The sequence below is a fragment of the Streptomyces sp. 12E genome, assembly GCF_055633275.1.
Window position 1 is genome coordinate 1,683,147 of sequence record NZ_JBVNCJ010000001.1, and the last position, 25,131, is coordinate 1,708,277.

Consider the following 25,131-nt stretch of genomic DNA (forward strand, 5'->3'; position numbering starts at 1 on the left):
ACGCGGTCGGAGGGAGGGGTTCAGGCCACTGGTACGGCCGTAAACGGAATCCTCGGCACCGGCTGTCCTGAGCCCTCTCCGCACGGTCACATCAGGGGGGTGAGGAAGCGCCGCAGCGCCTCTTCGTAGGCCTGCGGGTCGGCGTTCCACATCGCGCCGTGGGAGGCGCCCCTGACGGTGTGCAGGGTGATGGTGTTCGGGTGGTCGGCGGCGAGGCGGCGGGAGAACCGCCAGGGCGCCACCGTGTCGTCGGGGCCGTGGAAGATCTGCGTGGGGACCGCGATCCGGTCCAGGTGGACGGCGCCGGGCCTGCGGTCGCCGTACAGGCCCGTGCGTCCCTGGGCGGCGCGGACCGCGAGCGGCAGCAGCGCGCCCGGGGTGTGCCGGGCCGTGGCGAGGGCGCGCAGGGTCGCCTCCCAGCTGAGCACCGGGGAGTCGAGGACGAGGCCGGCGACGCGGGCGCGCACCTCGGAGCGGGCGGCGGCGCGCAGCGCCATGGTCGCGCCGGTGGACCAGCCGTACAGGACGACCTGCCGGGCGCCGGAGTCCACGGCGTGGTGGAGCGCCGCGTCGAGGTCGCGCCACTCGGTCTCGCCGAGGTGGTTGAGGCCGTCCGGGGAGCGCGGCGCGCCGGGGTCGCCCCGGTAGGCGGGGGCGAGCACCGGGAAGCGGTGGCGGTGCAGGAACTCCATGAGGTTCATGGTGTGTTCCCGGGTGGCGCCGAGGCCGTGGACGGCGATCACCCAGGTGTCCCGGGCGCCCGGGACGAACCATGCGGGCAGGGGGCCGAGTTCGCCGGGGAGGTCGAGGTCGGTGTGGTCCAGGCCGAGGGCGCTTCCCGGGTCGCCGACGTACACGTTCGGGGTGAGCCGGGCGCGGTCGCCGGGTTCCGGGGCGCCGTACGTGACGCGTTCGAGGCGGCGCACGACGGTGTCGGCGGAGTCCGGGGCGCCGGGCAGGACGGGGCCGACGACCGCGTGGAAGCCGTCACCGGTGAGACCGTGGCGTCCGGGCCGCAGTGTGGCGAGATCCCTGGTGAGGGCCACCTGGCCGGCGGCGGTGGAGTGGACGGTGAGTCCGGGGTCGGTGGGCAGGGGGCCGCCCGGGGACGTCCTGAGCGCGGCGTCGCTGGCGTACCGGCCGACGGCCACCGCGGCGGCGCCGGCGCCTATCACGGCGGTGACGGCAGCGGCCGTCGCTCTGACAGTGCGCACGTTCTCCAGTGTCATGTCGGAACGTGTACCCGGCCAGTGGGGGCGGTCACCGGCGGAGGGTTCGGGGCGGGTCGTCCCGCCCCGCCGCCCCTTCCCGCCCCTGGGGGCCGTGCCCCCGGACCCCTTCGGCCCTGCGGGCCGCGCCCTCAGGCGCCGGACGGGCCGGACCGCTGCCCGTACCCCCGCAGCCGCTCCCCCGCCTCCGCCACCTGCGCCGGGGTCAGCAGGTGCGGGGACAGGCCCGGGACGGAGGAGGCGGTCAGCCAGAGGCGGCACATCCATTCCAGCTGGGCCGTGCGGTCGTAGGCCTGGGCGAGGGTCGCGCCGTGGGCGACGGTGCCGTGGTTCCGCAGGAGGCAACCGGTGCGGCCGTCGAGGGCGCGGAGCATGTTCTCGGCCAGTTCGTCCGTGCCGTACGTCGCGTAGCGGGCGACCCGGACGGGCCCGCCGAGTGCCGCCGCCATGTAGTGGATCAGCGGCAGCTCGTCGACGAGCGTGGAGACCGCCGTCGCGTGCACGGCGTGCGTGTGCACGACGGCGCGCGCGCCGGTCGTGCGGTACACCGCGAGATGCACGGGCAGCTCGCTGGTGGGGACGAGCGAGCCGAGGACCTGCCGGCCGGCGAGGTCGACGCCCGTCACGTCGTCCGGCGTCAGCCGGTCGTACGGCACCCCCGACGGCGTGACCAGGACGGTCCCGCCGATCCGCACCGAGACGTTGCCGGAGGTGCCGACGACGAGTCCGTCGGCGACGGTCCGGCGCGCGGTCCCGACGAGTTCCGTCCAGGCGCGCGCCTCCTCCTCGCTCATGTCCCGGGCGTCCCCCGCCTCCCGCACGTCCCCTCGCCGTTCAGCCATGCCGTGATCCTGCCAGGCGGCCCCCCGTCACCGCGGCACCGCCATCCGGCGGAGCGCCCACCCCCTCTTACGGTCACCACGATGCCCGTTCCAGTTCATCTTCCGTTCACCCTGGTTACCTACATTCGACCAGCCAATGACCTCGAACGATTGCCTGGGTAAATGGAAAGCTTCTCGCTGATCCTCGCGATTGTGGTGGTAACCGCACTCGCGTTCGATTTCACGAACGGTTTCCACGACACCGCGAACGCGATGGCAACGACCATTTCGACCGGTGCGATGAGGCCCAAGGCTGCGGTGGCCATGTCCGCCGTCCTGAACCTCGTCGGTGCTTTTCTCTCGGTGGAGGTCGCCAACACGATCTCCAAAGGACTCGTCGACGAGTCCGGCATCCGTCCCGAGGTCATCTTCGCCGCCTTGGTCGGCGCGATCCTCTGGAACCTCCTGACCTGGCTGGTCGGTCTGCCGTCCAGCTCCTCGCACGCCCTCATGGGCGGTCTGATCGGCGCCACCGTCGCCTCCGCCGGCCTCGGCGCGGTGCACGGCGACGTGCTGGTCACCAAGGTCCTGATCCCCGCGATCGCCGCCCCGCTGGTGGCCGGACTCGCCGCGATGTTCGCGACCCGGCTGACCTACCGCCTGGGACGGGGGGCCGACAGCAAGGCCTCCGAGAAGGGCTACCGCGCCGGGCAGATCGCCTCCGCGGGCCTGGTCTCCCTGGCCCACGGCACCAACGACGCCCAGAAGACGATGGGCATCATCACCCTCGCCCTGGTCGCCGGCGGCGCCGTCGCCCCCGACTCCGACCCGCCGCTGTGGGTCATCCTCTCCGCGGGCATCGCCATCGCGCTCGGCACCTACCTCGGCGGCTGGCGCATCATCCGCACCATGGGCAAGGGCCTGACCGACCTCCAGCCGCAGCAGGGCTTCGCCGCCCAGACCAGCGCCGCGACGGTCATCCTGGCCTCCTCGCACCTCGGCTTCTCCCTCTCCACCACGCATTCCGTTTCCGGTTCCGTGATGGGCGCGGGCCTGGGCCGCAAGGGCGGTGTCGTCCGCTGGTCGACGGCCACCCGGATGTTCGTCGCCTGGGGCCTGACGCTGCCCGCGGCGGCCCTGGTCGCGGCGCTCGCCGAGTGGATCTGCGGCTTCGGCAGCTGGGGCACCGCCCTCGTGGCCGTCTTCCTGGTCGCCTCCAGCGCGGCGATCTGGAAGATCTCCCGGCGCGAGGTCGTCGACCACACCAACGTCAACGACCACGAGGCACCGGAGGCGGAGCCGTCCGGCGTGGTGACGCAGGCGATGGCCGCGGTGACCCCGCCCCCGGCGGGCACCGTGCCCGACGACCTCTCGGCCACCATCCCGGCGCCGGCGCCCGCCGATCCGGCGGCCCCGTCGGCCACGACCACCGTCTGACCGCGGCCCGGCAGATCCGGTACGAAGGAAGAAGAGCACCGTGAAGATCGACTGGGCGGCCCTCGGCTCCGTCTTCGGCGTCAGCCTCGTGGTCACCGTGGCCCTGGTGGGCCTGTTCACCCTCGGCATCAACGGCCTGTCCCGCCGCGAGCGGTCCGCCGCCCAGGGCCGGTCCGCGGCCCTGGCGGTCAGCGGCGCCTACGCCTGCTTCGCGGCGTGCGCGGCGGCGGTGGGATACGGCATCTACCTGATCATGGCCTGATCACAGGCCGCACCCGTCCGGGCGGGCGGTGCGGGAGCCCCGGCTCCCGCACCGCCCGCCCGCGTGTACGCGTCCCCGCCCGGGGTTCACCCGCCGGAGCCCCTCTGTGGGCCTCAGCACACTTCAGCCTCGCAGGTCAACGGCAAGTTGACGGCTCTTCCGGGACCGTGGTGGACTGCCTCAGCCACTACGGCGGCAGGAGAGGAAGCCGGTGCGATTCCGGCGCGGTCCCGCCACTGTCACCGGGGTGAACACCCCGGGAGCCAGGAACTCTCACCGCCGGTCTCGTCGAACCAGGGCGCGGACACCCTGAGTGAGGACATAACGCCATGCGCGGCTGCCTGCCGAGGTCGATCAGCGACACCCCGCCCCGCTTCGGGGCCGCTCCCTCCGGTTCCGTCACCGGCTGACCCATGGGTGCCGATCGCGTGTTCGCGTACGGCGCCGCCGCCGGCCTCCTCGGCGACCTGCTGCTCGGCGATCCCCGCCGGGGACATCCGGTCGCCGCTTTCGGGCGGGCCGCGGCTGCCGTGGAACGGGTGCTGTGGCGGGACGACCGGGGCCGGGGCGCGGTGCACACCGCCGTGTGCGTCGGCGGGGCCGTCGCGCTGGGGAGCCTGGCCGCACGCCTCGTGCGCTCCTCCCCCGCCGCCTCCGTCGCCCTGACCGGTGTCGCCACCTGGGCCGTCGTCGGCGGGACCTCGCTGGCCCGGGAGGCCCGCACCATCGGACGGGCGCTGGAGGCCGGGGACGTCGAGGCGGCCCGGGCACGGCTGCCGCACCTGTGCGGCCGGGACCCGCAGGCCCTGGACGCCGACGGGATCGCCCGCGCGGTGGTCGAGTCCGTCGCCGAGAACACCTCCGACGCCGTGGTGGGCGCGCTGGTGTGGGGCGCCGTCGCCGGGGTGCCGGGACTGCTCGGGTTCCGGGCCGTCAACACGCTGGACGCGATGGTCGGCCACAAGTCCCCCCGTTACCGCCGCTACGGCTGGGCCTCCGCCCGCCTCGACGACGTCGCCGGGTGGCCGGGGGCGCGGCTGACCGCCGTGCTCGCCGCGCTCGCGGGGCCGGATCCGCGCGGGGCCGTGCGGGCGTGGCGCGCGGACGCGGCGAAGCACCCGAGCCCCAACGCCGGGCCCGTCGAGGCGTCCTTCGCGGGCGCGCTCGGCGTACGGCTCGGCGGGACCCTCTCCTACGGCGGGCGGGTCGAACACCGGCCCGTCCTGGGCGGCGGCGGGCGTGCCGTGGCCGTGTCCGACATCGACCGGGCGGTACGGCTCTCACGACGGGTCGGCTGGCTCGCGCTCGGGGCCGGCGTCGCCGTACGGAGCGTCATGAAGGGACGTGCGTCATGAGCGGTGGAGGGCTGCTGGTCGCCGGGACCACCTCGGACGCCGGCAAGAGCGTGGTGACCGCCGGGATCTGCCGGTGGCTGGTGCGACGCGGCGTGAAGGTCGCGCCGTTCAAGGCGCAGAACATGTCGCTGAACTCGTTCGTGACGCGGGAGGGCGCCGAGATCGGGCGGGCACAGGCCATGCAGGCCCAGGCCTGCCGGATCGAGCCGACCGCGCTGATGAACCCGGTGCTGCTCAAGCCGGGCGGCGAGCGGTCCAGCCAGGTGGTGCTGCTGGGCAGGCCGGTCGGCGAGATGAGCGCGCGCGGCTACCACGGCGGGCGGCAGCAACGGCTCCTCGGCACGGTGCTGGACTGTCTGGAGCGGTTGCGGGGCACGTATGACGCGGTGATCTGTGAGGGGGCCGGCAGCCCGGCCGAGATCAATCTGCGGCGCACCGACATCGTGAACATGGGGATCGCCCGGAACGCCGGGCTGCCGGTCCTCGTGGTCGGCGACATCGACCGGGGCGGCGTCTTCGCCTCCTTCTTCGGCACCGTCGCACTGCTCTCCCCCGAGGACCAGGAGCTGGTCGCCGGGTTCCTGGTGAACAAGTTCCGGGGTGATGTGTCGCTCCTGGAACCCGGTCTCGACATGCTGCACGGTCTGACCGGGCGGCGGACGTACGGCGTGCTGCCGTTCCGGCACGGGCTCGGCATCGACGAGGAGGACGGACTGAGGGTGTCGCTGCGCGGCGCCGTGCGGGAGTCCGCGGTGGCCGCGCCGGTCGGTGAGGACGTGCTGCGGGTCGCCGTGTGCGCGGTGCCGCTGATGTCCAACTTCACGGACGTGGACGCGCTCGCCGCCGAACCGGGTGTCGTGGTGCGGTTCGTGGACCGGCCCGAGGAGCTCGCCGACGCCGACCTCGTGGTCGTACCGGGCACCCGCGGGACCGTGCGGGCGCTGCGGTGGCTGCGGGAGCGCGGGCTGGCGGACGCGCTGAGGCGGCGGGCGGCCGAGGGACGGCCCGTGCTGGGGATCTGCGGGGGCTTCCAGATCCTCGGCGAACACATCGAGGACGAGGTCGAGAGCCGCGCGGGGCACGTCGACGGGCTCGGCGTCCTGCCCGTGCGGGTGCGGTTCGCCCGCGAGAAGACGCTCACCCGGCCCGCCGGCCGGGCCCTCGGGGAACCCGTCGAGGGGTACGAGATCCATCACGGGGTCGCCGAAGTCCTCGGAGGCGAAGCCTTCCTGGACGGCTGCCGGGTCGGGCAGACCTGGGGAACGCACTGGCACGGCTCGCTGGAGTCGGACGGTTTCCGGCGGGCCTTCCTGCGCGAGGTGGCCGCCGCCGCGGGCCGCCGCTTCGTACCGGCCCCCGACACCTCGTTCGCCGCGCTGCGCGAGGAGCAGCTCGACCGGCTCGGCGACCTGATCGAACAGCACGCGGACACGGACGCGCTGTGGCGGCTCATCGAGTCCGGCGCGCCACAAGGACTGCCCTTCATTCCACCGGGAGCGCCCGCATGAGCACTGTGTTGTTGTTGTCGACCGCCGACACGGACCTGTTGGCGGCCCGTGCCTCCGGCGCCTCCTACCGGATCGGCAACCCGACCCGCGTGGACGTGGCGGACGAGCTGCCCGCGCTGCTGGACGGGGCGGACCTCGCCGTCGTACGGCTGCTGGGCGGCAAGCGCGCCTGGGAGGACGGGCTCGCCGCGCTGAGAGCGTCCGGGATCCCGGCGGTGCTGCTCGGCGGGGAGACCGTGCCGGACGCGGAGCTCATGGCCGAGTCGACGGTGCCGGCCGGTGTGGTGGCGCAGGCGCTGCGGTACCTCGTCGAGGGCGGCCCGGAGAACCTGACCGAGCTGGCCCGGTTCCTGTCGGACACCGTGCTGCTGACCGGCGAGGGCTTCGAGGAGCCGCGGAAGATGCCGGAGTACGGCGTCCACGGCGAGCGCGCCCTGGAACAGGGCCGCCCGACGGTCGGCGTGCTCTTCTACCGCGCCCACGAACTGAGCGGCAACACCGCCTTCGTGGACACGCTGTGCGACGCGATCGAGGCGCGGGGCGCCAACGCCCTGCCCGTGTACTGCGGTTCGCTGCGCGGCGCCGACCCGGAGCTGTACGGGCTGCTGGCGAAGGCCGACACCCTGGTCGCCACCGTGCTCGCGGCCGGCGGCACGCACGCCTCGCAGGCGTCGGCGGGCGGTGACGAGGAGGCCTGGGACGTCGGGGCGCTCGCCGACCTGGACGTGCCGGTGCTGCAGGGGCTCTGCCTCACCTCCTCGCGCGCCGCGTGGGAGGAGTCCGACGCCGCCCTGTCCCCCATGGACGCGGCGATGCAGGTCGCCATCCCCGAGTTCGACGGCCGGCTGATCACCGTCCCGTTCTCCTTCAAGGAGCAGGGCCCCGACGACGTCCCGGTGTACGTCGCCGACCCGGAGCGGGCCGCGCGGGTGGCCGGGATCGCCGTGCGGCACGCCCGGCTGGGGCACAAGCCGAACGCCGAGAAGAAGCTCGCGCTCGTCTTCACCGCGTACCCGACGAAGCACTCGCGCGTCGGCAACGCGGTGGGGCTCGACACCCCCGCCTCGGCGGTGCGGGTGCTGGACGCGCTGCGGGAGGCGGGCTATTCCCTGACCGAATATCCGGACAACGGGGACGAGTTGATCCACCGGCTGATCGAGGCCGGCGGCCACGACGTCGAGTGGCTGACCGAGGAGCAGCTGGCCGCCGCGCCCGCGCGGGTGCCGCTGGCGGACTACCGGGCCTGGTTCGAGAAGCTGGACCCGGAGCTGCGGGACGGGATGCGTCAGGCGTGGGGCGAGCCTCCGGGCTCGCTGTACGTCGACGGCGAGGACATCGTGCTCGCGTCGCTGCGGTTCGGGAACGTCGTCGTCATGATCCAGCCGCCGCGCGGCTTCGGGGAGAACCCGATCGCGATCTACCACGACCCCGACATGCCGCCCTCGCACCACTACATGGCGTCCTACCGCTGGCTGGAGAACAGTTTCGGCGCCGACGCGATCGTGCACATGGGCAAGCACGGCACGATGGAGTGGCTGCCGGGCAAGGGGCTGGGCCTGAGCGCGGGGTGCGCGCCGGACGCGGTGCTCGGGGACCTGCCGCTGATCTACCCGTTCATCGTCAACGACCCCGGCGAGGGCACGCAGGCCAAGCGGCGCGGGCACGCCACGGTCGTCGACCACCTGGTGCCGCCGATGGCGCGGGCCGACACCTACGGTGATCTCGCGAAGCTGGAGCAGCTGCTCGACGAGTACGCGCTGGTCTCCGACCTGGACCCGGCGAAGGCGCCGGCGGTACGGGCGCAGATCTGGACGCTGGTGAAGGCCGCCGAACTCCACCACGACCTGCACGTGGACGACCAGCCGGACGACGACGACTTCGACGAGTTCGTCATGCACATCGACGGCTATCTGTGCGAGATCAAGGACGTGCAGATCAGGGACGGCCTGCACGTCCTCGGCGGCGGCCCGGTCGGCGAGCCGCGCGTGAACCTCGTCCTGGCGGTGCTGCGCGCCTCACAGGTGTGGGGCGGGCGGGCGAACGCGCTGCCGGGTCTGCGGGCCGCGCTGGCCGCGCACTTCGGGCTGGTGGAGAAGGAGCTGCTGGCCGAGCCGGGCGCGCCGGTGAAGGTGCCGGTGGAGCTGACGGAGCTGGTGGACGGGCCCGCGCGTACGGGTGCCGACGCGATCGACCTGCTGGAGCAGCTGTGCCGACGGTTCGCGGAGGGGATGGAGGAGCGCGGCTGGGCGGCCGGCTCGGTCCCCTCGCTGGTACGGGAGGTACTGGGCACGGAACTGCCCGACGCGGTGGCCGTGCTGCGGTTCGCCTGCGAGGAGGTCGTGCCCCGGCTGGCCCGTACGACGGACGAGATCGGACACATCCTGCGTGCGCTGGACGGCGGTTACGTCCCGGCGGGGCCGTCGGGCTCTCCCACGCGCGGGCTGGTCAACGTGCTTCCGACCGGGCGCAACTTCTACTCCGTCGACCCCAAGGCGATTCCCTCGCGGCTGAGCTGGGAGGTCGGGCAGTCGCTCGCCGACTCACTGGTGCAGCGGTACCTGCAGGACACGGGCGCGTATCCGAAGTCCGTCGGTCTCACGGTGTGGGGCACCTCCGCGATGCGCACCCAGGGCGACGACATCGCCGAGATCCTGGCGCTGCTGGGGTGCCGTCCGGTGTGGGACGACGCGTCGCGGCGGGTGACCGGGTTCGAGGTGGTCGGCCTCGAGGAGCTGGGCCGGCCGCGCATCGACGTCACCGTCCGCATCTCCGGGTTCTTCCGGGACGCGTTCCCGCACGTCGTGGGGCTGATCGACGACGCGGTGCGGGCGGTGGCGGAGCTGGACGAGCCGGCCGACCGGAACTACGTACGCGCCCACGTGGACGAGGACACCGCCGAGCACGGCGACCGGCGGCGGGCGACGGCCCGCGTCTTCGGCTCGAAGCCGGGGGCGTACGGGGCGGGACTGCTGCCGCTGATCGACGCGCGGAACTGGCGGTCGGACGCGGACCTCGCCGAGGTGTACGCGGTCTGGGGCGGCTACGCCTACGGCCGCGGGCTCGACGGGCGGGCGGCGCGCGGGGACATGGAGACGGCGTTCAAGCGGATCGCCGTGGCGGCGAAGAATGTCGACACACGTGAGCACGACCTCGTCGACGCCGACGACTACTTCCAATACCACGGCGGCATGGTCGCGATGGTGCGTCATCTGACGGGGGCCAGCCCCGAGGCGTACGTCGGTGACTCGGCCACCCCGGACCAGGTGAAGACCCGCACGCTGGGCGAGGAGACGCACCGGGTCTTCCGCGCCCGTGTGGTCAACCCGCGCTGGATGAGCGCGATGAGAAGGCACGGCTACAAGGGCGCCTTCGAGATGGCCGCGACCGTGGACTACCTCTTCGGCTACGACGCCACGGCCGGGGTCGTGGACGACTGGATGTACGAGAAGCTCAGCGCGGAGTACGTCTTCGACGCGGAGAACCGGGACTTCATGAAGAAGTCCAACCCCTGGGCACTGCGCGGCATCACCGAGCGGCTGCTGGAGGCCGCCGACCGCGGGCTGTGGGCGGAGCCGGACGCGGACACGCTGGAGCGGCTGCGCGCCACCTACCTGGAACTCGAAGGCGATCTGGAGGGCGACGACCAGTGACCACCCCCTTTCCGTTCACGGCCGTCGTCGGCCAGGACGACCTGCGGCTCGCGCTGCTGCTGAACGCGGTGTCACCCGCCGTCGGCGGGGTGCTGGTGCGCGGTGAGAAGGGCACGGCGAAGTCGACGGCGGTGCGCGCCCTGTCGGCGCTGCTGCCGGAGGTGGCCGTGGTGCCCGGCTGCCGGTTCTCCTGCGACCCCGCGGCCCCGGACCCCGGCTGCCCTGACGGTCCGCACGAGAGCGGCGGCGGTGCCGCACGGCCCGCCCGCATGGTCGAACTGCCCGTCGGCGCCTCCGAGGACCGGCTCGTCGGGGCGCTCGACATCGAGCGGGCGCTGGCCGAGGGCGTGAAGGCGTTCGAGCCGGGTCTGCTGGCGCAGGCGCACCGCGGGATCCTCTACGTCGACGAAGTCAACCTGTTGCACGACCACTTGGTCGACCTGTTGCTCGACGCTGCCGCCATGGGCGCCTCGTACGTCGAGCGCGAGGGTGTCTCCGTACGGCACGCGGCACGCTTCCTGCTCGTCGGGACCATGAATCCGGAGGAGGGTGAGCTGCGGCCGCAGCTCCTCGACCGGTTCGGGCTGACCGTCGAGGTGGCCGCCTCGCGCGAACCCGACCAGCGGGTGGAGGTCGTCCGGCGTCGGCTCGCGTACGACGACGACCCCGCCGCCTTCGCCGCGCGGTGGGCCGAGGAGGAGGCCGCCGTACGGGCGCGGATCGTGGCGGCGCGGGAGCTGTTGCCGTCGGTGCGGCTCGGGGACGGGGCGCTGCGGCAGATCGCGGCGACCTGCGCGGCCTTCGAGGTGGACGGCATGCGGGCCGACATCGTGATGGCGCGCACGGCGACCGCGCTGGCCGCCTGGGCCGGGCGGACGGACGTACTGGCCGAGGACGTTCGGCAGGCCGCGCTGCTGGCCCTCCCCCACCGGCGGAGGCGGAACCCGTTCGACGCGCCGGGCCTCGACGAGGACAAGCTCGACGAGACGCTGGAGGAGTTCGGGGGCGACGACGAGCCCGACACCGACCCGGACGGGCCGGACGGGCCGGACGGGCCCGACGGGGGTGGTGGGCAGCCGCCCGCCGACGGTCCCGAGGGCGGTGACGCGGGGACGTCACCCGAGGCCGGTGAGGTCGAGGAGTCCGGGCGGTCGCAGCCTGCGGGCGCCGGTTCCGGTGAGCGGTCGCCCGTGGGCGCCGCCGAACCGTTCCGCACGAAGGTGCTGAGCGTGCCCGGGATCGGTGAGGGCGCCGCCGGGCGGCGGTCGCGGGCGCGCACCGAGCACGGGCGGACCACGGGGGCGCGACGCCCGAGCGGCGCGCTGACCAAACTGCACCTGGCCGCCACCGTGCGGGCGGCGGCTCCGCACCAGCGGGCGCGGGGGCGGTCCGGGCCGGGGCTGGTGGTGCGGCGGGACGATCTGCGGCAGGCCACCCGCGAGGGGCGTGAGTCGAACCTCGTGCTGTTCGTGGTGGACGCCTCCGGGTCCATGGCCGCGCGGCAGCGGATGAGTGCCGTGAAGGGTGCCGTGGTGTCGCTGCTGCTCGACGCCTACCAGCGGCGGGACAAGGTGGGTCTGGTGACCTTCCGGGGGGCGGCGGCCGATGTCGCCCTGCCGCCCACGTCGTCGGTGGACGCCGCGGCGGCGCGGCTGGAGTCGCTGCCGACCGGTGGGCGGACCCCGCTGGCGGCGGGGCTGCTCAAGGCGCACGACGTGCTGCGGGTGGAGCGGCTGCGGGACCCGGCGCGGCGGGCGCTGGTCGTGGTGGTGACCGACGGGCGGGCCACCGGTGGGCCGGAGCCGGTCGCGCTGGCCTCGCGTGCGGCGCGGTTGTTCGCCGCCGAGGGGGTCGCCTCCGTAGTCGTGGACTGCGAGTCGGGGCCGGTGCGGCTGGGGCTCGCCAGGCGGTTGGCCGGTGAGCTGGGCGGCAGTGCCGTGACGCTGGAGGAGCTGCGGGCCGACTCGATCGCCGGGCTGGTCAGGGACGTACAGGGGACTTCGAGGAGGGCCGCGTAATGCCGAAGGGACAGCCGAGTGTCGTACCGGACGACGGGCTGACGACGCGGCAGCGGCGCAACCGGCCGCTGGTCGTCGTCCACACGGGCATCGGGAAGGGGAAGTCGACCGCCGCGTTCGGGCTCGCCCTGCGGGCCTGGAACCAGGGGTGGCCGATCGGGGTGTTCCAGTTCGTCAAGTCGGCGAAGTGGAAGGTCGGCGAGGAGAACGCGCTGCGGGTGCTCGGCGCCTCCGGTGAGGGCGGGACCGTCGACTGGCACAAGATGGGCGAGGGCTGGTCGTGGGTGCAGCGCGACCGGCAGATGGACAACGAGGAGAAGGCCCGCGAGGGCTGGGAGCAGGTCAAGCGGGATCTCGCCGCCGAGACGTACAGGCTGTACGTGCTCGACGAGTTCGCCTATCCCATGCACTGGGGGTGGGTGGACACCGACGAGGTGGTGTCCGTGCTGCGGGAGCGGCCGGGGACGCAGCACGTGGTGATCACGGGGCGGAACGCGCCGGAGAAGCTGGTCGAACTCGCCGACCTCGTGACCGACATGTCCAAGGTCAAGCACCCCATGGACGTCGGGCAGAAGGGGCAGAGGGGCATCGAGTGGTGAGCTCCGTCCCGCGGCTGGTGATCTCCGCCCCCTCGTCGGGGAGCGGCAAGACCACCGTCGCCACGGGGTTGATGGCCGCGCTGTCCGCGCGGGGGTTCGCCGTGTCCCCGCACAAGGTGGGGCCCGACTACATCGATCCCGGCTACCACGCGCTGGCCACCGGGCGGACGGGGCGCAACCTCGACGCGTACCTGTGCGGCCCCGAGCTGGTCGCCCCGCTGTTCGCACACGGTGCGCGGGGGTGCGACGTCGCCGTCGTCGAGGGTGTGATGGGGCTGTACGACGGGGCGGCCGGCGAGGGCGAGCTGGCGTCCACCGCGCAGGTGGCGAAGCTGCTCCGGGCGCCGGTCGTGCTGGTCGTCGACGCGTCGTCGCAGTCGCGGTCGGTGGCGGCGCTGGTGCACGGGTTCGTGAGCTGGGATCCGGAGGTGCGGGTCGGGGGCGTGATCCTGAACAAGGTCGCCTCGGACCGGCACGAGGGGTTGCTGCGGGAGGCGCTGGACTCCGTCGGGGTTCCCGTGCTGGGGGTCCTGCGGCGGGCCGCTCGGGTGGAGACGCCGGCTCGGCACCTGGGGCTGGTGCCCGTGGCCGAGCGGGGCTCCCTGGCTGTCGAGGCTGTTGACGCGATGGCCGCGCAGGTGGCTGCCGGGTGTGATCTGCCGGCGTTGGTCGCGCTGGCGCGGAGTGCGGGGCCGTTGACGGGTGCGGTGTGGGACGCGGGTGAGGCTTCGGTTTCCTCGCCCCCGCCGCCCCTTCCCTCCCCCGCTCTCGGCTTCGCTCGGGCGGGGGGACCCCCGTCGTCCCCGGGGGCTTCGCCCCCGGACCTGCTGTCGGCCCCGGACGGGCCTCGTCCTCAAGCGCCGGACGGGCCGGTTGTGGCTGTGGCCGGTGGGGCCGCGTTCACGTTCTCCTACGCCGAGCACGCCGAGCTGCTGACCGCCGCCGGGGCCGAGGTCGTCACCTTTGATCCGTTGCGGGACGAGGAGCTGCCCGAGGGGACCGCCGGTCTGGTCATCGGGGGCGGGTTCCCCGAGGTGTACGCCTCCGAGCTGTCCGCCAACGAGGCGTTGCGCAAGGCCGTCGCGGAGCTGGCGCTCGGTGGTGCCCCCGTCGCGGCCGAGTGCGCCGGGCTGCTGTACCTGTGCCGGGAGCTGGACGGACTGCCCATGTGCGGGGTGCTGGACGCCTCCGCGCGGATGTCGGAGCGGCTGACCCTGGGGTACCGGGACGCCGTGGCCGTGAGCGACAGTGCGCTGGCCGGCGCCGGTACCCGGATGCGGGGGCACGAGTTCCACCGGACCGTCGTCGAGCCGGGGGCCGGGGAGGAACCCGCCTGGGGGATGCGGGCGCCCGAGCGGCGTGTCGAGGGATTCGTACTGCGCGGTGTGCACGCGAGCTATCTGCACACGCACTGGGCGTCCGAGCCCGGTGTCGCCCGTCGGTTCGTGGAGAGGTGCCGGACGTCATGAGCAGCAGGCTGGTCGGGGTCGGGGTCGGCCCCGGGGATCCGGAGCTGGTGACCGTCAAGGGGGTCAACGCGCTGCGGGCCGCCGACGTCGTCGTGGTGCCGGTCCTCGACTCCGGTGAGCGCGGGCGGGCCGAGGCGACCGTGCTGCACTACGTGCCCGCCGGGAAGGTCGTCCGGGTGGTGTTCGCGCTGAACGAGCGGACCGACCGGGCGCGGCGCGAGGCGGCCTGGGACGCCGCCGGCGAGCGGGTCGCCGGGCTGCTGCGGGAGCACGGGGCCGTCGCCTTCGCGACCATCGGGGACCCCAACGTGTACTCGACGTTCACGTATCTGGCCCAGACCATCGTGGAACTGGTGCCGGACACCGTCGTGGAGACCGTTCCGGGGATCACCGCCATGCAGGATCTGGCGGCACGGTCGGGTGCGGTGCTGACCGAGGGGACCGAGCCGCTCACGCTGGTGCCGGTGACCGCCGGGGCCGCCGTGCTCAAGGACGCCCTGGCCGGGCCCGGGACCGTCGTCGCGTACAAGTTCGGGCGGCAGGCCGGTGAGGTCGCCGAGGCGCTGCGGGAGACCGGGCGGATCGGGGACGCGGTGTGGGGGTCGGCGCTGGGGCTGCCGGAGGAGTCGGTGCGGCCGGCCGCCGAGCTGGACGGGGCGCCGTTGCCGTACCTCTCGACGCTCATCGCGCCGCCGCGGCGCGACGGCGGGCGGGGCGGGAAACTGTGAGCCGGGCCGGGTCGCGCTCAGTGCGCGGCGCCCACCACCAGCCAGATGAACAGCGCGCCCGCGACCGTGCACAGCAGGGTGGAGCGGGCCGGGTGCTCATGGTGGGCCTCGGGCAGGATCTCGGCCGCCGCGAGGTAGAGCAGGACGCCGCCGAACAGGCCGAGGTAGCCGCCGAGCAGCGGTTTTGGGACGGTGAGGAACAGGGTCGAGGCGGCGCCCGCCACCGGTGCCGCCGCGTCCGCGGACAGCATCGCCAGCGCGCGGCGGCGGGCGTTGCCGTAGACGCGCGTGAGGGTGTACGTGTTGAAGCCGTCCGCGAAGTCGTGGGCGATCACGGCCACCGCGACGGTGGCGCCCATGCCGCCGCCGACCTGGAAGGCGGCGCCGATCGCCACGCCGTCCATGGCGCTGTGGCCGACCATCGCGGCGGCGGCCGTGAGGCCCACCTCGGGCGTGCGGCCGTTGCTCTCCTCGGCGCCGTGGGCCGCCTGGCGGTGGGCCAGCAGGCGTTCCACCAGATGGGCCAGCAGGAAGCCGGCGACGAAGAGCAGCAGGGCGGCGGGGACGCCGTACACCTCGGTGCCGGCCGCCTCCAGGGACTCCGGGAGGAGTTCGAGGCCGACGACGCCGAGCATCAGCCCGCCGGCCAGGCCCAGCACCAGGTGGCGGCGGTCGGTCACACGGTGTGCCGCCCAGCCGCCGGCCAGCGTCATCAGGAACGCGCCGAGCGCGACGAGGACCGCCATGTGCTCTTCGTATCCGATCGGCGCCCGTTCGCGCACGCGTGACAGCCGTTCACCGCCCACTGTCTTTGACCGTTCGCCAGAGAGGACCGATTTCCATGGCCGATGCCGCAGGCGGCAAGGTGACCTTCGTCGGAGCCGGCCCCGGCGCCGCCGATCTGCTGACGTTCCGTGCCGCGCGCGCCATCGCCGAGGCCGACGTCGTGATCTGGGCCGCCAGCCTGGTGCAGGAGGAGGTCCTCCGGCACGCGCGTGAGGACGCCGAGGTCCTCGACTCGGCGACGATGTCCCTGGAGGACGTGGTGGCCGTCTACGAGCGGGCCCACGCGGAAGGGCTGAAGGTCGCGCGGATCCACTCGGGCGATCCCGCGCTGTGGGGCGGCACCCAGGAGCAGGTCGACCGGTGCGCGGAGCTCGGTGTCGCGACCGAGATCGTGCCGGGTGTGTCGTCGTTCTCCGCCGTCGCGGCGCTCGCGGGGCGGGAGCTGACCATTCCCGAGGTGGCGCAGTCCGTGGTGCTGACCCGGCTCGGCGGCGGCAAGACGCCGATGCCGCCCGGTGAGGAGGTCCGCGAGTTCGCGCGGCACGGCACCACCATGGCGATCTTCCTGTCGGCCGCCCGCAGCGGGCAGCTGGTGCGGGAGCTGCTGGAGGGCGGCTATCCGACGTCCACGCCGGTCGTCGTCGCGTACCAGGCGACCTGGCCGGAGGAGCTGGTCGTGAAGTGCACGATCGGCACGCTGGAGGAGACGGTCAAGGAGCACAGGCTCTGGAAGCACACGCTGTTCCTGGTCGGCCCGGCGCTCGACGCGCGCGGCACCCGCTCGCACCTGTACCACCCCGGTCACTTCCACGGCTTCCGCAAGGCCGACCCGGAGGCCCGCCGGGCGTTGCGTTCGCGGGGGGCGAGCACGTGATCACCGTCGTCGGGATGGGGGCGGGGGCGCCGGTCGACGAACGGTGTGCGGCCGGGGCGGAGCTGGTCGTCGGCGGGCAGCGGCACCTGGACGCCGTACGGCTGCCCAAGGGGGCCGAGCGGATCGTGCTCGGGCCGCTGGCGCCCGCGCTCGACACCGTCGGGAAGTACGTCGCCGAGGAGCGGCCGGTCGTGGTGCTGGCCTCCGGGGACCCCGGGTTCTTCGGGATCGTGCGGGCGCTGGCCGAGCGGTTCGGGCCGGAGCGGCTCGACGTGCGGCCCGGTGTCTCCTCCGTGGCCGCCGCGTTCGCGCGGGTCGGGCTGCCGTGGGACGACGCCGTGGTGGTGAGCGCGCACGGGCGGGATCCGCGTACGGCGGTGAATCTGTGCCGGGCCCGTCCGAAGGTCGCCGTGCTGACCGGCCCCGGAGCCGGTCCGGCCGAGCTGGGGGCCGCGCTGCGGGACACCGCGCGGGTGCTGGTCGTCGCCTCCGCGCTGGGTTCCGCCGGGGAGCGGGTGGAGCGGGTGACGCCCGCCGAGGCCGCCGTGCGGGACTGGGACACGGCGGTGAGCGTGGTGCTGTGCCTGGACGAGGCGCGGGCCCTCGGGCCGGTACGGACCGTCGCGGGCGGGGCCGGGGCCGGCCGGCCCGCCGGCTGGGCGCTGGACGAGGCCGGGTTCGACCACCGCGACTCCATGATCACCAAGTTCGAGGTGCGGGCCCTGGCCCTGGCCCGGCTCGGTCCGCGCCCCGGTGAGCTGGTGTGGGACATCGGCGCGGGGTCGGGGTCCGTGGCCGTGGAGTGCGCGCGGCTCGGGGCCGCCGTCACCGCCGTCGAGAAGGCGCCGGACGGGGTGGAGCGGATCCGCGCCAACGCCGCCGCGCACGGGGTCGACGTGCGCGTGGTGCACGGGGCGGCGCCGGATGTGCTGGCCGGCCTCGACGAGGACCCCGACGCCGTGTTCGTCGGCGGCGGAGGACGCGAACTGCCGGCGGTCGTCACCGCGTGCGCGCGCCGGGCGCGGCGGACGGTCGTCGTCGCCGTGGCCGCGCTGGACCGGGTTCCGGCGGCCCGCGAGGCGCTGACGGAGGCCGGTCTCTCCTGCGACGGCGTGCTGCTGCAGTCGTCGCGGCTGGCGCCGTTGCCCGGGGACGTGACCCGGCTGGCGGCGACCAATCCCGTTTTCCTGCTGTGGGGCGTCAGGCCTCCGGCGCACACCGAAGGAGTCTGCGAGTGATCGGCCTCATCTCCGCCACGGCGGCCGGAGCGGCCGCGCGGGACCGGCTGGCCGCCGTGTGGCCGGACCGCACGCGCGTGTACGAGGGTCCCGTGCCGGACGCCGTGCGGGCCGCGTTCGCCGAGTGCGAGCAGCTCGTGTGCTTCCTCGCCACGGGGGCCGTGGTGCGGCTGGTCGCGCCGCTGCTGGACGACAAGGCGAGCGACCCGGGTGTGGTCTGCGTCGACGAGGCCGGACGGTTCGCGGTGTCGCTGGTCGGCGGGCACGGCGGCGGGGCGAACGAGCTGGCCCGCGCGGTCGGCGAGGTGCTGGGCGCCGAGCCGGTGGTGACGACGGCGACCGACGCGGCCGGGCTGCCGGGCCTGGACACCCTCGGTCTGCCGGTGGAGGGCGATGTCGCCGCCGTGTCGCGGGCCCTGCTGGACGGGGAGGCGGTGGCGTTGCGGACCGAGGTGGCCTGGCCGCTGCCGCCGCTCCCGGTCGCGGACGAGGGGGCGTACACCCTCCGGGTCACGGACCGGCTGGTCGAGCCGGGCGAGCGGGAGGCGGTGCTCCGGCCGCCCACCCTCGTCGTCGGCGTCGGCGCCTCGAAGGGCGCCCCCGCGGACGAGGTGCTCGGTCTGGTCGAGGGCGCCCTGCGCGGGGCCGGGCTGTCGGCGGCGTCGCTCGCCGAGCTGGCCACCGTGGACGCCAAGGCCGACGAGCCCGGCGTCGTGGCGGCGGCCCGGCGGCTCGGGGTGCCCCTGGTGACGTACGCCGCAGAAGAGTTGGCGCGCGTCGAGGTGCCCAACCCGTCGGACGCGCCGCTGGCCGCCGTCGGCACCCCGTCGGTCGCGGAGGCCGCCGCGCTGGTGGGCGGGGGCGAACTCCTCGTGCCCAAGAGGAAGTCGGCGGCACGGCCCGCGATGGCGACCTGTGCCGTCGTGCGGCGGCCGGGGCGCGGGCGGCTCGCGGTGGTCGGACTGGGGCCCGGCGCCCGGGACCTGCTCACCCCGCGGGCGAAGGACGAACTGCGGCGCGCCTCCGTGCTGGTGGGGCTCGACCAGTACGTCGACCAGATCCGCGATCTGCTGCGGCCCGGCACGCGGGTGCTGGAGTCCGGTCTCGGGGCGGAGGAGGAGCGGGCCCGCACGGCCGTCGCCGAGGCCCGGCGCGGGCAGGCGGTCGCGCTGATCGGCAGCGGGGACGCCGGCGTGTACGCCATGGCCTCCCCGGCGCTCGCGGAGGCGTCCGACGACATCGACGTGGTCGGGGTGCCGGGCGTGACGGCGGCGCTGGCGGCCGGGGCGATCCTGGGGGCTCCGCTGGGCCACGACCATGTGTCGATCAGCCTGTCCGACCTGCATACGCCGTGGGGGGTCATCGAGCGGCGGGTGCGGGCGGCGGCCGAGGCGGACCTCGTGGTGACGTTCTACAACCCGCGCAGCCGGGGCCGCGACTGGCAGCTGCCGAAGGCCCTCGCGATCCTCGCGGAGCACCGGGAGCCGGCGACGCCGGTCGGGGTGGTGCGCAACGCGTCCCGCGCGGACGAGTCGAGCCGGCTGACCACGCTGGCCGCGCTGGACCCGGCGACGGTCGACATGATGACGGTCGTGACCGTGGGCAACACGGCGACCCGTGAGATCGCGGGGCGCATGGTCACCCCGCGTGGCTACCGCTGGCAGGAGGAGGCGCGGTGAACCGCGTGGTGCACCCCATCGAGCAGGAGTCCTTCCGGCGGCTGCGCGCCCGCCTCGACACCTCGGGCTTCCCGCCGCTGACCCGGGCGGTGGTGGAGCGGGTCATCCACTCCGCGGCCGACCTGGAGTACGCGTCCGACCTCGTCATGGACGAGGGCGAGCTGGTGAAGGCCCACGCCGCGCTGCACGCCGGGGCGCCGGTCGTGGCGGACGTGGAGATGGTCGCGGCCGGGATCACCCGCAGGGAGACCGTGTGCCGGCTGAGGGACGCGAGGTCCGGGCCGGGGCTGACGCGTTCCGCGCACGCCGTGCGGCTGGCGTACGAGGAGGTCGGACCCGGCGCCCTGTGGGTGATCGGCTGTGCGCCGACCGCCCTGGAGGAGCTGCTGACCCTGGACGCCTCCCCCGCGCTCGTCATCGGACTGCCCGTCGGTTTCGTCGGGGCGGCCGAGTCCAAGGCCGCGTTGCGGGAGAGCGGACTGCCCGCCGTGAGCAACGTGTCCGAGAAGGGCGGGTCGGCGGTGGCCGCCGCCGCGCTCAACGCCCTGCTGTACCACCCCGCTTCACCCGAGAAATCCGAGGAGAACCTGTGACCACCCCGCCGCCCGCCCTGCTCATCGCCGGCCACGGCACCCGGGACGACGCCGGAGCGGAGGCGTTCCGCGACTTCGTGCGGGAGCTAGGGCGCCGCCACCCCGGACTGCCCGTCGCCGGCGGGTTCATCGAGCTGTCCCCGCCGCCGCTGGGCGAGGCCGTCGCCGAGCTGGTGGAGCGGGGGGCGCGGCGGTTCGCCGCCGTGCCGCTGATGCTGGTGTCCGCCGGGCACGCCAAGGGGGACATCCCGGCCGCGCTGGCCCGCGAGAAGGAACGGCACCCGGGCATCTCGTACACCTACGGCCGTCCGCTGGGCCCGCACCCCGCGCTGCTGAGCGTGCTGGAGCGGCGGCTGGCGGAGGCGATCGACCCCTCCTGGGACCCGGCCGGGGTGACCGTGCTCCTGGTGGGGCGCGGATCGACGGACCCGGACGCCAACGCCGAGGTGTTCAAGGCGGCGCGGCTGCTGTGGGAGGGCCGCGGGTACGCGGGCGTGGAGACGGCGTTCGTGTCGCTGGCGGCGCCGGACGTGCCGGACGGGCTCGACAGGTGCGCGCGGCTGGGGGCGCGCAGGATCGTCGTCCTGCCGTACTTCCTGTTCACCGGGATCCTGCCGGACCGGGTGCGGCGGCAGACCGAGGAGTGGGCGGCGGCGCACCCGGAGACCGGGGTGCGGTCGGCGGACGTCATCGGTCCGGAGCCGGAGCTGCTGGATCTGGTGTGGGAGCGGTACGAGGAGGCCGTCAAGGGCGACCTGCGGATGAACTGCGACTCGTGCGTGTACCGGATCGCGCTGCCGGGCTTCGAGGACAAGGTGGGGCTGGCGCAGCAGCCGCACTTCCACCCGGACGACGACGGCCACCACCACCACGGGCACGGCCACGCGCACTCCCATGCTCACTGAGCCGGCGGCCGGCGGGCACGACCTGCGGCACCACGGGGACGCCGAGGTCCGCGACGACGGCTCCGCGCTGGTCGACCTGGCGGTGAACGTCCGCGCGGACACGCCCCCGGGGTGGCTGCGGGAGCACGTCGCCGGGTCGCTGTCCGGGCTCGCCGCCTACCCGGACGGGCGGGCGGCGCGGGCGGCGGTGGCGGCGCGGCACGGGCTGCCGGTGGAGCGGGTGCTGCTGACGGCCGGGACGGCGGAGGCGTTCGTGCTGCTGGCGCGGGCGCTGAAGGTGCGCCGGCCGGTGGTGGTGCATCCGCAGTTCACGGAGCCGGAGGCGGCGCTGCGGGACGCCGGGCACACGGTGGACCGGGTGCTGCTGCGGGAGGCGGACGGCTTCCGGCTGGACCCGGCGGCGGTGCCGGAGGAGGCGGACCTGGTGGTGATCGGCAACCCGACGAACCCGACGTCGGTGCTGCACCCGGCCGCGGCGCTCGCCCGGCTCGCCCGGCCCGGGCGGACGCTGGTGGTGGACGAGGCGTTCATGGACGCGGTGCCGGGCGAGCGCGAGGCGCTGGCCGGGCGCCTGGACGTCCCCGGTCTCGTCGTCCTGCGCAGCCTCACCAAGACGTGGGGGCTGGCGGGGCTGCGGATCGGCTACGTCCTGGCGTCCCCGGAGACCGTCGTGGAGCTGGAGCGCGCGCAGCCGCTGTGGCCGGTGTCCACACCGGCGCTGACGGCGGCGGAGGCGTGCGTGGGGCCCCGGGCCCTCGCGGAGGCGGCCGACGCGGCCCGCCGCGTCGCGGCGGACCGGGCTCATCTGGTCGCGGGGCTGCGGGGGTTCGCCGGTCACGGGCTGCGGGTCGTGGAACCCGCCGAGGGCCCCTTCGTCCTGGTCCGGCTGCCGCACGCGGCGACGGTGCGGCACCGTCTGCGCGACCTCGGCTACGCGGTGCGGCGTGGTGACACGTTCCCGGGCCTGGACCAGGAGTGGCTGCGCCTGGCGGTACGGGACCGGGGGACGGCGGACGGGTTCCTGGACGCGCTGGACCGAGCGCTGAGAATGGTGTGATCCGCTCCCGCCGCCCCTTCCCGTCCCGACCCGGGGCTTCCGCCCCGGACCCCGCTCCTCAAACGCCGGAAAGGCTCATTGCAGCCTTTCCGGCGTTTGAGGAGCGGGGTCTTCCGATGACCGGGGTGCGCCTGTCCCCCGCCGTCACCCTCGTGCGCCCCGCACGGCGCCCGCCTCATCCGACCACGCGCCCGTTCAGCACCACCCGGCGCGGATCCGTCAGTACGCGGACGTCCGCGCGCGGGTCGGTGTCGTAGACCACCAGGTCCGCCGGGGCGCCCTCCTCCAGGCCCGGCCGTCCCAGCCACTTCCGGGCCGCCCAGGTCCCGGCCGCGAGCGCCTCGACCGGCGGAATGCCGGCCTTGGTCAGCTCCGCGACCTCGTCGGCGGCGAGGCCGTGCGGGAGGGCGCCGCCGGCGTCCGTGCCGACGAACACGGGGATGCCGGCGTCGTGGGCGGAGCGCACGGTGTCGTAGCGGCGTTCGTGGAGCCGGCGCATATGGGCCGACCAGCGGGGGAACTTGGACTCGCCGCCGTCGGCGAGCGCGGGGAAGGTGGCGATGTTGACGAGGGTGGGGACGATCGCGACGCCCCGCTCGGCGAAGAGCGGGATGGTGTCGTCGGTCAGGCCCGTCGCGTGCTCGACGCAGTCGATGCCGGCCTCGACCAGGTCCCGCAGGGAGTCCTCGGCGAAGCAGTGCGCGGTGACGCGGGCGCCCAGCCGGTGCGCCTCGGCGATCGCCGCCTCGACCGCGCCGCGCGGCCAGCAGGCCGACAGGTCGCCCAGGTCGCGGTCGATCCAGTCGCCCACCAGCTTCACCCAGCCGTCGCCGCGCCGGGCCTCCTGCGCGACGTGTGCGACGAGGTCCTCGGGCTCGACCTCCCAGGCGTAGCCGCGGATGTAGCGGCGGGTGCGGGCGATGTGCCGGCCGGCCCGGACGATCTTCGGCAGGTCGTCGCGGTCGTCGATCCAGCGGGTGTCGGAGGGCGAGCCTGCGTCGCGCAGCAGCAGGGCGCCGGCGTCGCGGTCGGTGAGCGCCTGCTTCTCGGCGACGTGCTCGGGGACCGCGCCGTGCCGGTCGAGGCCCACGTGGCAGTGGGCGTCGACCAGGCCGGGCAGCACCCAGCCGTCGGCGGCGCGGACGTCGCGGGCGCCGACGGGACGGTCGTAGGAGATCCGGCCGTCGACGACCCACAGCTCGTCGCGGACCTCGTCCGGGCCGACGAGGATCCGCCCCTTCACGTGCAGCACCGCGCGTTCGCTCATACCCGGCACCCTAGTGAGGCGCTACCCGGACCCGCCCACCTGGTCCGAAATCTCCTCCTCCACGTCCGCCATGGCGGGGTCGAGGAGGCGGGAGAGGAAGTGGCGGGTGCGTTCGTGCCGGGGCCGGCCGATGACCTGCTCGGGGGCGCCGTCCTCGACGATCACTCCGCCGTCCATGAAGACGACCCGGTCGGCGACCTCGCGGGCGAAGGTCATCTCGTGGGTGACGACCATCATCGTCATGCCCTCGTCCGCGAGCATCCGCATGACGGCCAGGACGTCGCCGACCAGCTCGGGGTCGAGCGCCGAGGTCGGCTCGTCGAACAGCATCACCTCGGGGCCCATGGCCAGCGCCCGGGCGATGGCGACGCGCTGCTGCTGGCCGCCGGAGAGGGACGACGGGTAGGCGTCCGCCTTCTCGGCGAGACCCACCCGCCGGAGGTTCTCGGCGGCCACGCGCGCGGCCTCCGCCTTGCCCCTGCGCAGCACCCTGCGCTGCGGCAGCGTGAGGTTCTCGACCACCGTGAGGTGCGGGAAGAGGTTGAACTGCTGGAAGACCATGCCGATGCGGCGGCGTACGGCGTCGATGTCGACGTCCGGGTCGGTGAGTTCCGTGCCGCCGACGAAGACCTGGCCCGCGGTGGGTTCCTCCAGGAGGTTCACGCACCGCAGCAGGGTCGACTTGCCCGACCCGGACGGGCCGATCACGCAGACGACCTCGCCCTGGCCGATCTCCAGGTCGATGCCGCGCAGCACCTGGTTGTCGCCGAAGGACTTGTGCAGTCCGCTGACGCGGATCTCCGGTCGGCTCGGGGTCATTTCACGGCCTCCTGGGCCTTGGCCTCCATACGGCGCACGACGAAGCCGAGCGGGACGGTGATCAGCAGGTAGCACAGGCCGGCCACCAGGATCGGGGTGGAGTTGGCGGTCTGGCTGGCCAGGTCGCGGCCGTACTTGGACAGCTCGCGCTCCTCCAGGGTGACGCCGAGGAACAGCACCAGCGAGGAGTCCTTGAAGAGCAGGACGAGTTCGTTGGTGAGCGGCGGCAGGATGATCCGGAAGGCCTGCGGGATGATGATGGAGACCATGGCCCTGGCGGGCGAGAAACCCAGCGAGCGGGCCGCCTCCATCTGCCCCTTGGGGACCGCCTGGATGCCGGCCCGGATCGTCTCCGCCATGTACGCGGCGGCCACCAGGCCGAGCGCGAGCGCCACCTTGCCGTAGGTGCCGCCGACGATCTCCGTGCCGGGGAAGGCGAGCGGCACGGCGACGCCGATGAAGATGAAGATCAGCAGGGCGGGCAGGCCGCGGAAGATCTCGATGTAGAGGCCGGCCAGCCAGCGGTACGGGCCGACGGACGACAGCCGCATCAGCGCGATCAGCATGCCGAGGGCGAGTCCGACGGCGAAGCCGGTGACCGTGTAGAGCACGGTGTTCTTCAACGCCAGCGTGATGACCTCGGGGAACATCCGCTCGGCGATCTCGGCCTGCGCGAACTGGTTCTGCAGCCTGTCCCAGTCGGCCGAGACCGCGAAGGCGATCACGGCCGCGACGAAGACGGCGTACTGGACGCCGCGCGACAGGCCGCGCTTCTGGCGCCTGGTCAGGCCCTTCTTCTTCGGCTGGAGCTCCGCCTCCTCCGTGTCGGTCACGGGA

21 protein-coding genes and 1 riboswitch are annotated in these 25,131 nt (G+C 74.4%); of the genes, 15 read left to right on the forward strand and 6 right to left on the reverse strand.

Annotation, left to right across the window (positions count from 1 at the left end; all coding sequences use genetic code 11):
• Window positions 1–86 precede the first annotated feature (86 nt).
• Entirely contained in the window at window positions 87–1,214 is a 1,128-nt protein-coding gene (locus tag ACZ8ZB_RS07950; RefSeq protein WP_470736985.1) for an alpha/beta hydrolase, read from the reverse strand.
• Window positions 1,215–1,360: 146 nt separating this feature from the next.
• A complete protein-coding gene (locus tag ACZ8ZB_RS07955; protein ID WP_470736986.1) occupies window positions 1,361–2,071 on the reverse strand; it encodes a class II aldolase/adducin family protein in 711 nt (236 codons plus the stop codon).
• 162 nt (window positions 2,072–2,233) lie between these two features.
• Between ACZ8ZB_RS07955 and ACZ8ZB_RS07960 the strand changes: the two genes are divergently transcribed.
• The 9 genes from ACZ8ZB_RS07960 (at window position 2,234) to cobI (ending at window position 15,076) form a co-directional block, all read left to right on the forward strand.
• Window positions 2,234–3,487 (forward strand): inorganic phosphate transporter, encoded by a 1,254-nt coding sequence (locus ACZ8ZB_RS07960; protein ID WP_470736987.1) that lies wholly within the window; start codon window positions 2,234–2,236, stop codon window positions 3,485–3,487.
• A gap of 40 nt (window positions 3,488–3,527) precedes the next feature.
• Window positions 3,528–3,749 carry a hypothetical protein gene (locus ACZ8ZB_RS07965; protein WP_470736988.1) on the forward strand — a complete coding sequence of 74 codons (222 nt, stop codon included), beginning with the start codon at window positions 3,528–3,530 and terminating at the stop codon, window positions 3,747–3,749.
• A 154-nt stretch (window positions 3,750–3,903) separates the two neighbouring features.
• A riboswitch (cobalamin riboswitch) is annotated at window positions 3,904–4,041 on the forward strand.
• Window positions 4,042–4,162: 121 nt separating this feature from the next.
• Window positions 4,163–5,104, forward strand: a complete 942-nt coding sequence (locus ACZ8ZB_RS07970; RefSeq protein WP_470736989.1) for a cobalamin biosynthesis protein — start codon at window positions 4,163–4,165, stop codon at window positions 5,102–5,104.
• Window positions 5,101–6,612 carry a cobyric acid synthase gene (locus ACZ8ZB_RS07975; RefSeq protein WP_470736990.1) on the forward strand — a complete coding sequence of 504 codons (1,512 nt, stop codon included), beginning with the start codon at window positions 5,101–5,103 and terminating at the stop codon, window positions 6,610–6,612. The genes ACZ8ZB_RS07970 and ACZ8ZB_RS07975 overlap by 4 nt, the downstream gene beginning before the upstream one ends.
• Window positions 6,609–10,262, forward strand: a complete 3,654-nt coding sequence (gene cobN, locus ACZ8ZB_RS07980; RefSeq protein WP_470736991.1) for a cobaltochelatase subunit CobN — start codon at window positions 6,609–6,611, stop codon at window positions 10,260–10,262. The genes ACZ8ZB_RS07975 and cobN overlap by 4 nt, the downstream gene beginning before the upstream one ends.
• Window positions 10,259–12,280, forward strand: coding sequence for a putative cobaltochelatase (locus tag ACZ8ZB_RS07985; protein WP_470736992.1), 2,022 nt, complete (start codon window positions 10,259–10,261; stop codon window positions 12,278–12,280). The genes cobN and ACZ8ZB_RS07985 overlap by 4 nt, the downstream gene beginning before the upstream one ends.
• Entirely contained in the window at window positions 12,280–12,879 is a 600-nt protein-coding gene (gene cobO / locus ACZ8ZB_RS07990) for a cob(I)yrinic acid a,c-diamide adenosyltransferase (RefSeq protein ID WP_470736993.1), read from the forward strand. Before ACZ8ZB_RS07985 ends, cobO begins: the two co-directional genes overlap by 1 nt.
• Entirely contained in the window at window positions 12,873–14,348 is a 1,476-nt protein-coding gene (locus ACZ8ZB_RS07995) for a cobyrinate a,c-diamide synthase (protein WP_470736994.1), read from the forward strand. Before cobO ends, ACZ8ZB_RS07995 begins: the two co-directional genes overlap by 7 nt.
• Complete coding sequence (gene cobI, locus ACZ8ZB_RS08000; protein ID WP_470736995.1) at window positions 14,345–15,076, forward strand: precorrin-2 C(20)-methyltransferase; 732 nt, start codon at window positions 14,345–14,347, stop codon at window positions 15,074–15,076. The genes ACZ8ZB_RS07995 and cobI overlap by 4 nt, the downstream gene beginning before the upstream one ends.
• 17 nt (window positions 15,077–15,093) lie before the next feature.
• Here the strand turns inward: cobI and ACZ8ZB_RS08005 are convergent, their stop codons facing one another.
• Complete coding sequence (locus tag ACZ8ZB_RS08005; RefSeq protein WP_470736996.1) at window positions 15,094–15,822, reverse strand: ZIP family metal transporter; 729 nt, start codon at window positions 15,820–15,822, stop codon at window positions 15,094–15,096.
• A gap of 95 nt (window positions 15,823–15,917) precedes the next feature.
• On the opposite strand from ACZ8ZB_RS08005, the gene cobM reads away from it, so the two are divergent.
• The 6 genes from cobM to cobC are packed head-to-tail and all read left to right on the forward strand — an operon-like array spanning window position 15,918 to window position 22,208.
• Window positions 15,918–16,736: a precorrin-4 C(11)-methyltransferase gene (gene cobM / locus ACZ8ZB_RS08010; RefSeq protein WP_470736997.1), complete on the forward strand. Its 819-nt coding sequence runs from the start codon at window positions 15,918–15,920 to the stop codon at window positions 16,734–16,736.
• The gene (gene cbiE / locus ACZ8ZB_RS08015; RefSeq protein ID WP_470736998.1) at window positions 16,733–17,974 is read left to right on the forward strand and encodes a precorrin-6y C5,15-methyltransferase (decarboxylating) subunit CbiE; all 1,242 of its coding nucleotides are present in this window, start codon (window positions 16,733–16,735) and stop codon (window positions 17,972–17,974) included. The genes cobM and cbiE overlap by 4 nt, the downstream gene beginning before the upstream one ends.
• Window positions 17,971–19,653, forward strand: coding sequence for a precorrin-3B C(17)-methyltransferase (cobJ, locus tag ACZ8ZB_RS08020; protein WP_470736999.1), 1,683 nt, complete (start codon window positions 17,971–17,973; stop codon window positions 19,651–19,653). The genes cbiE and cobJ overlap by 4 nt, the downstream gene beginning before the upstream one ends.
• Window positions 19,650–20,246, forward strand: coding sequence for a precorrin-8X methylmutase (locus ACZ8ZB_RS08025; protein WP_470737000.1), 597 nt, complete (start codon window positions 19,650–19,652; stop codon window positions 20,244–20,246). The genes cobJ and ACZ8ZB_RS08025 overlap by 4 nt, the downstream gene beginning before the upstream one ends.
• The gene (locus ACZ8ZB_RS08030; RefSeq protein ID WP_470737001.1) at window positions 20,243–21,151 is read left to right on the forward strand and encodes a sirohydrochlorin chelatase; all 909 of its coding nucleotides are present in this window, start codon (window positions 20,243–20,245) and stop codon (window positions 21,149–21,151) included. The genes ACZ8ZB_RS08025 and ACZ8ZB_RS08030 overlap by 4 nt, the downstream gene beginning before the upstream one ends.
• Complete coding sequence (gene cobC / locus ACZ8ZB_RS08035) at window positions 21,141–22,208, forward strand: Rv2231c family pyridoxal phosphate-dependent protein CobC (RefSeq protein WP_470737002.1); 1,068 nt, start codon at window positions 21,141–21,143, stop codon at window positions 22,206–22,208. The genes ACZ8ZB_RS08030 and cobC overlap by 11 nt, the downstream gene beginning before the upstream one ends.
• A 175-nt stretch (window positions 22,209–22,383) precedes the next feature.
• Here the strand turns inward: cobC and ACZ8ZB_RS08040 are convergent, their stop codons facing one another.
• The 3 genes from ACZ8ZB_RS08040 to ACZ8ZB_RS08050 are packed head-to-tail and all read right to left on the reverse strand — an operon-like array spanning window position 22,384 to window position 25,127.
• Window positions 22,384–23,475 carry an amidohydrolase family protein gene (locus ACZ8ZB_RS08040; RefSeq protein ID WP_470737003.1) on the reverse strand — a complete coding sequence of 364 codons (1,092 nt, stop codon included), beginning with the start codon at window positions 23,473–23,475 and terminating at the stop codon, window positions 22,384–22,386.
• 21 nt (window positions 23,476–23,496) lie between these two features.
• Window positions 23,497–24,294: an amino acid ABC transporter ATP-binding protein gene (locus tag ACZ8ZB_RS08045; protein ID WP_470737004.1), complete on the reverse strand. Its 798-nt coding sequence runs from the start codon at window positions 24,292–24,294 to the stop codon at window positions 23,497–23,499.
• Window positions 24,291–25,127, reverse strand: a complete 837-nt coding sequence (locus ACZ8ZB_RS08050) for an amino acid ABC transporter permease (RefSeq protein WP_470737005.1) — start codon at window positions 25,125–25,127, stop codon at window positions 24,291–24,293. The genes ACZ8ZB_RS08045 and ACZ8ZB_RS08050 overlap by 4 nt, the downstream gene beginning before the upstream one ends.
• Between the last annotated feature and the right edge of the window lie 4 nt (window positions 25,128–25,131).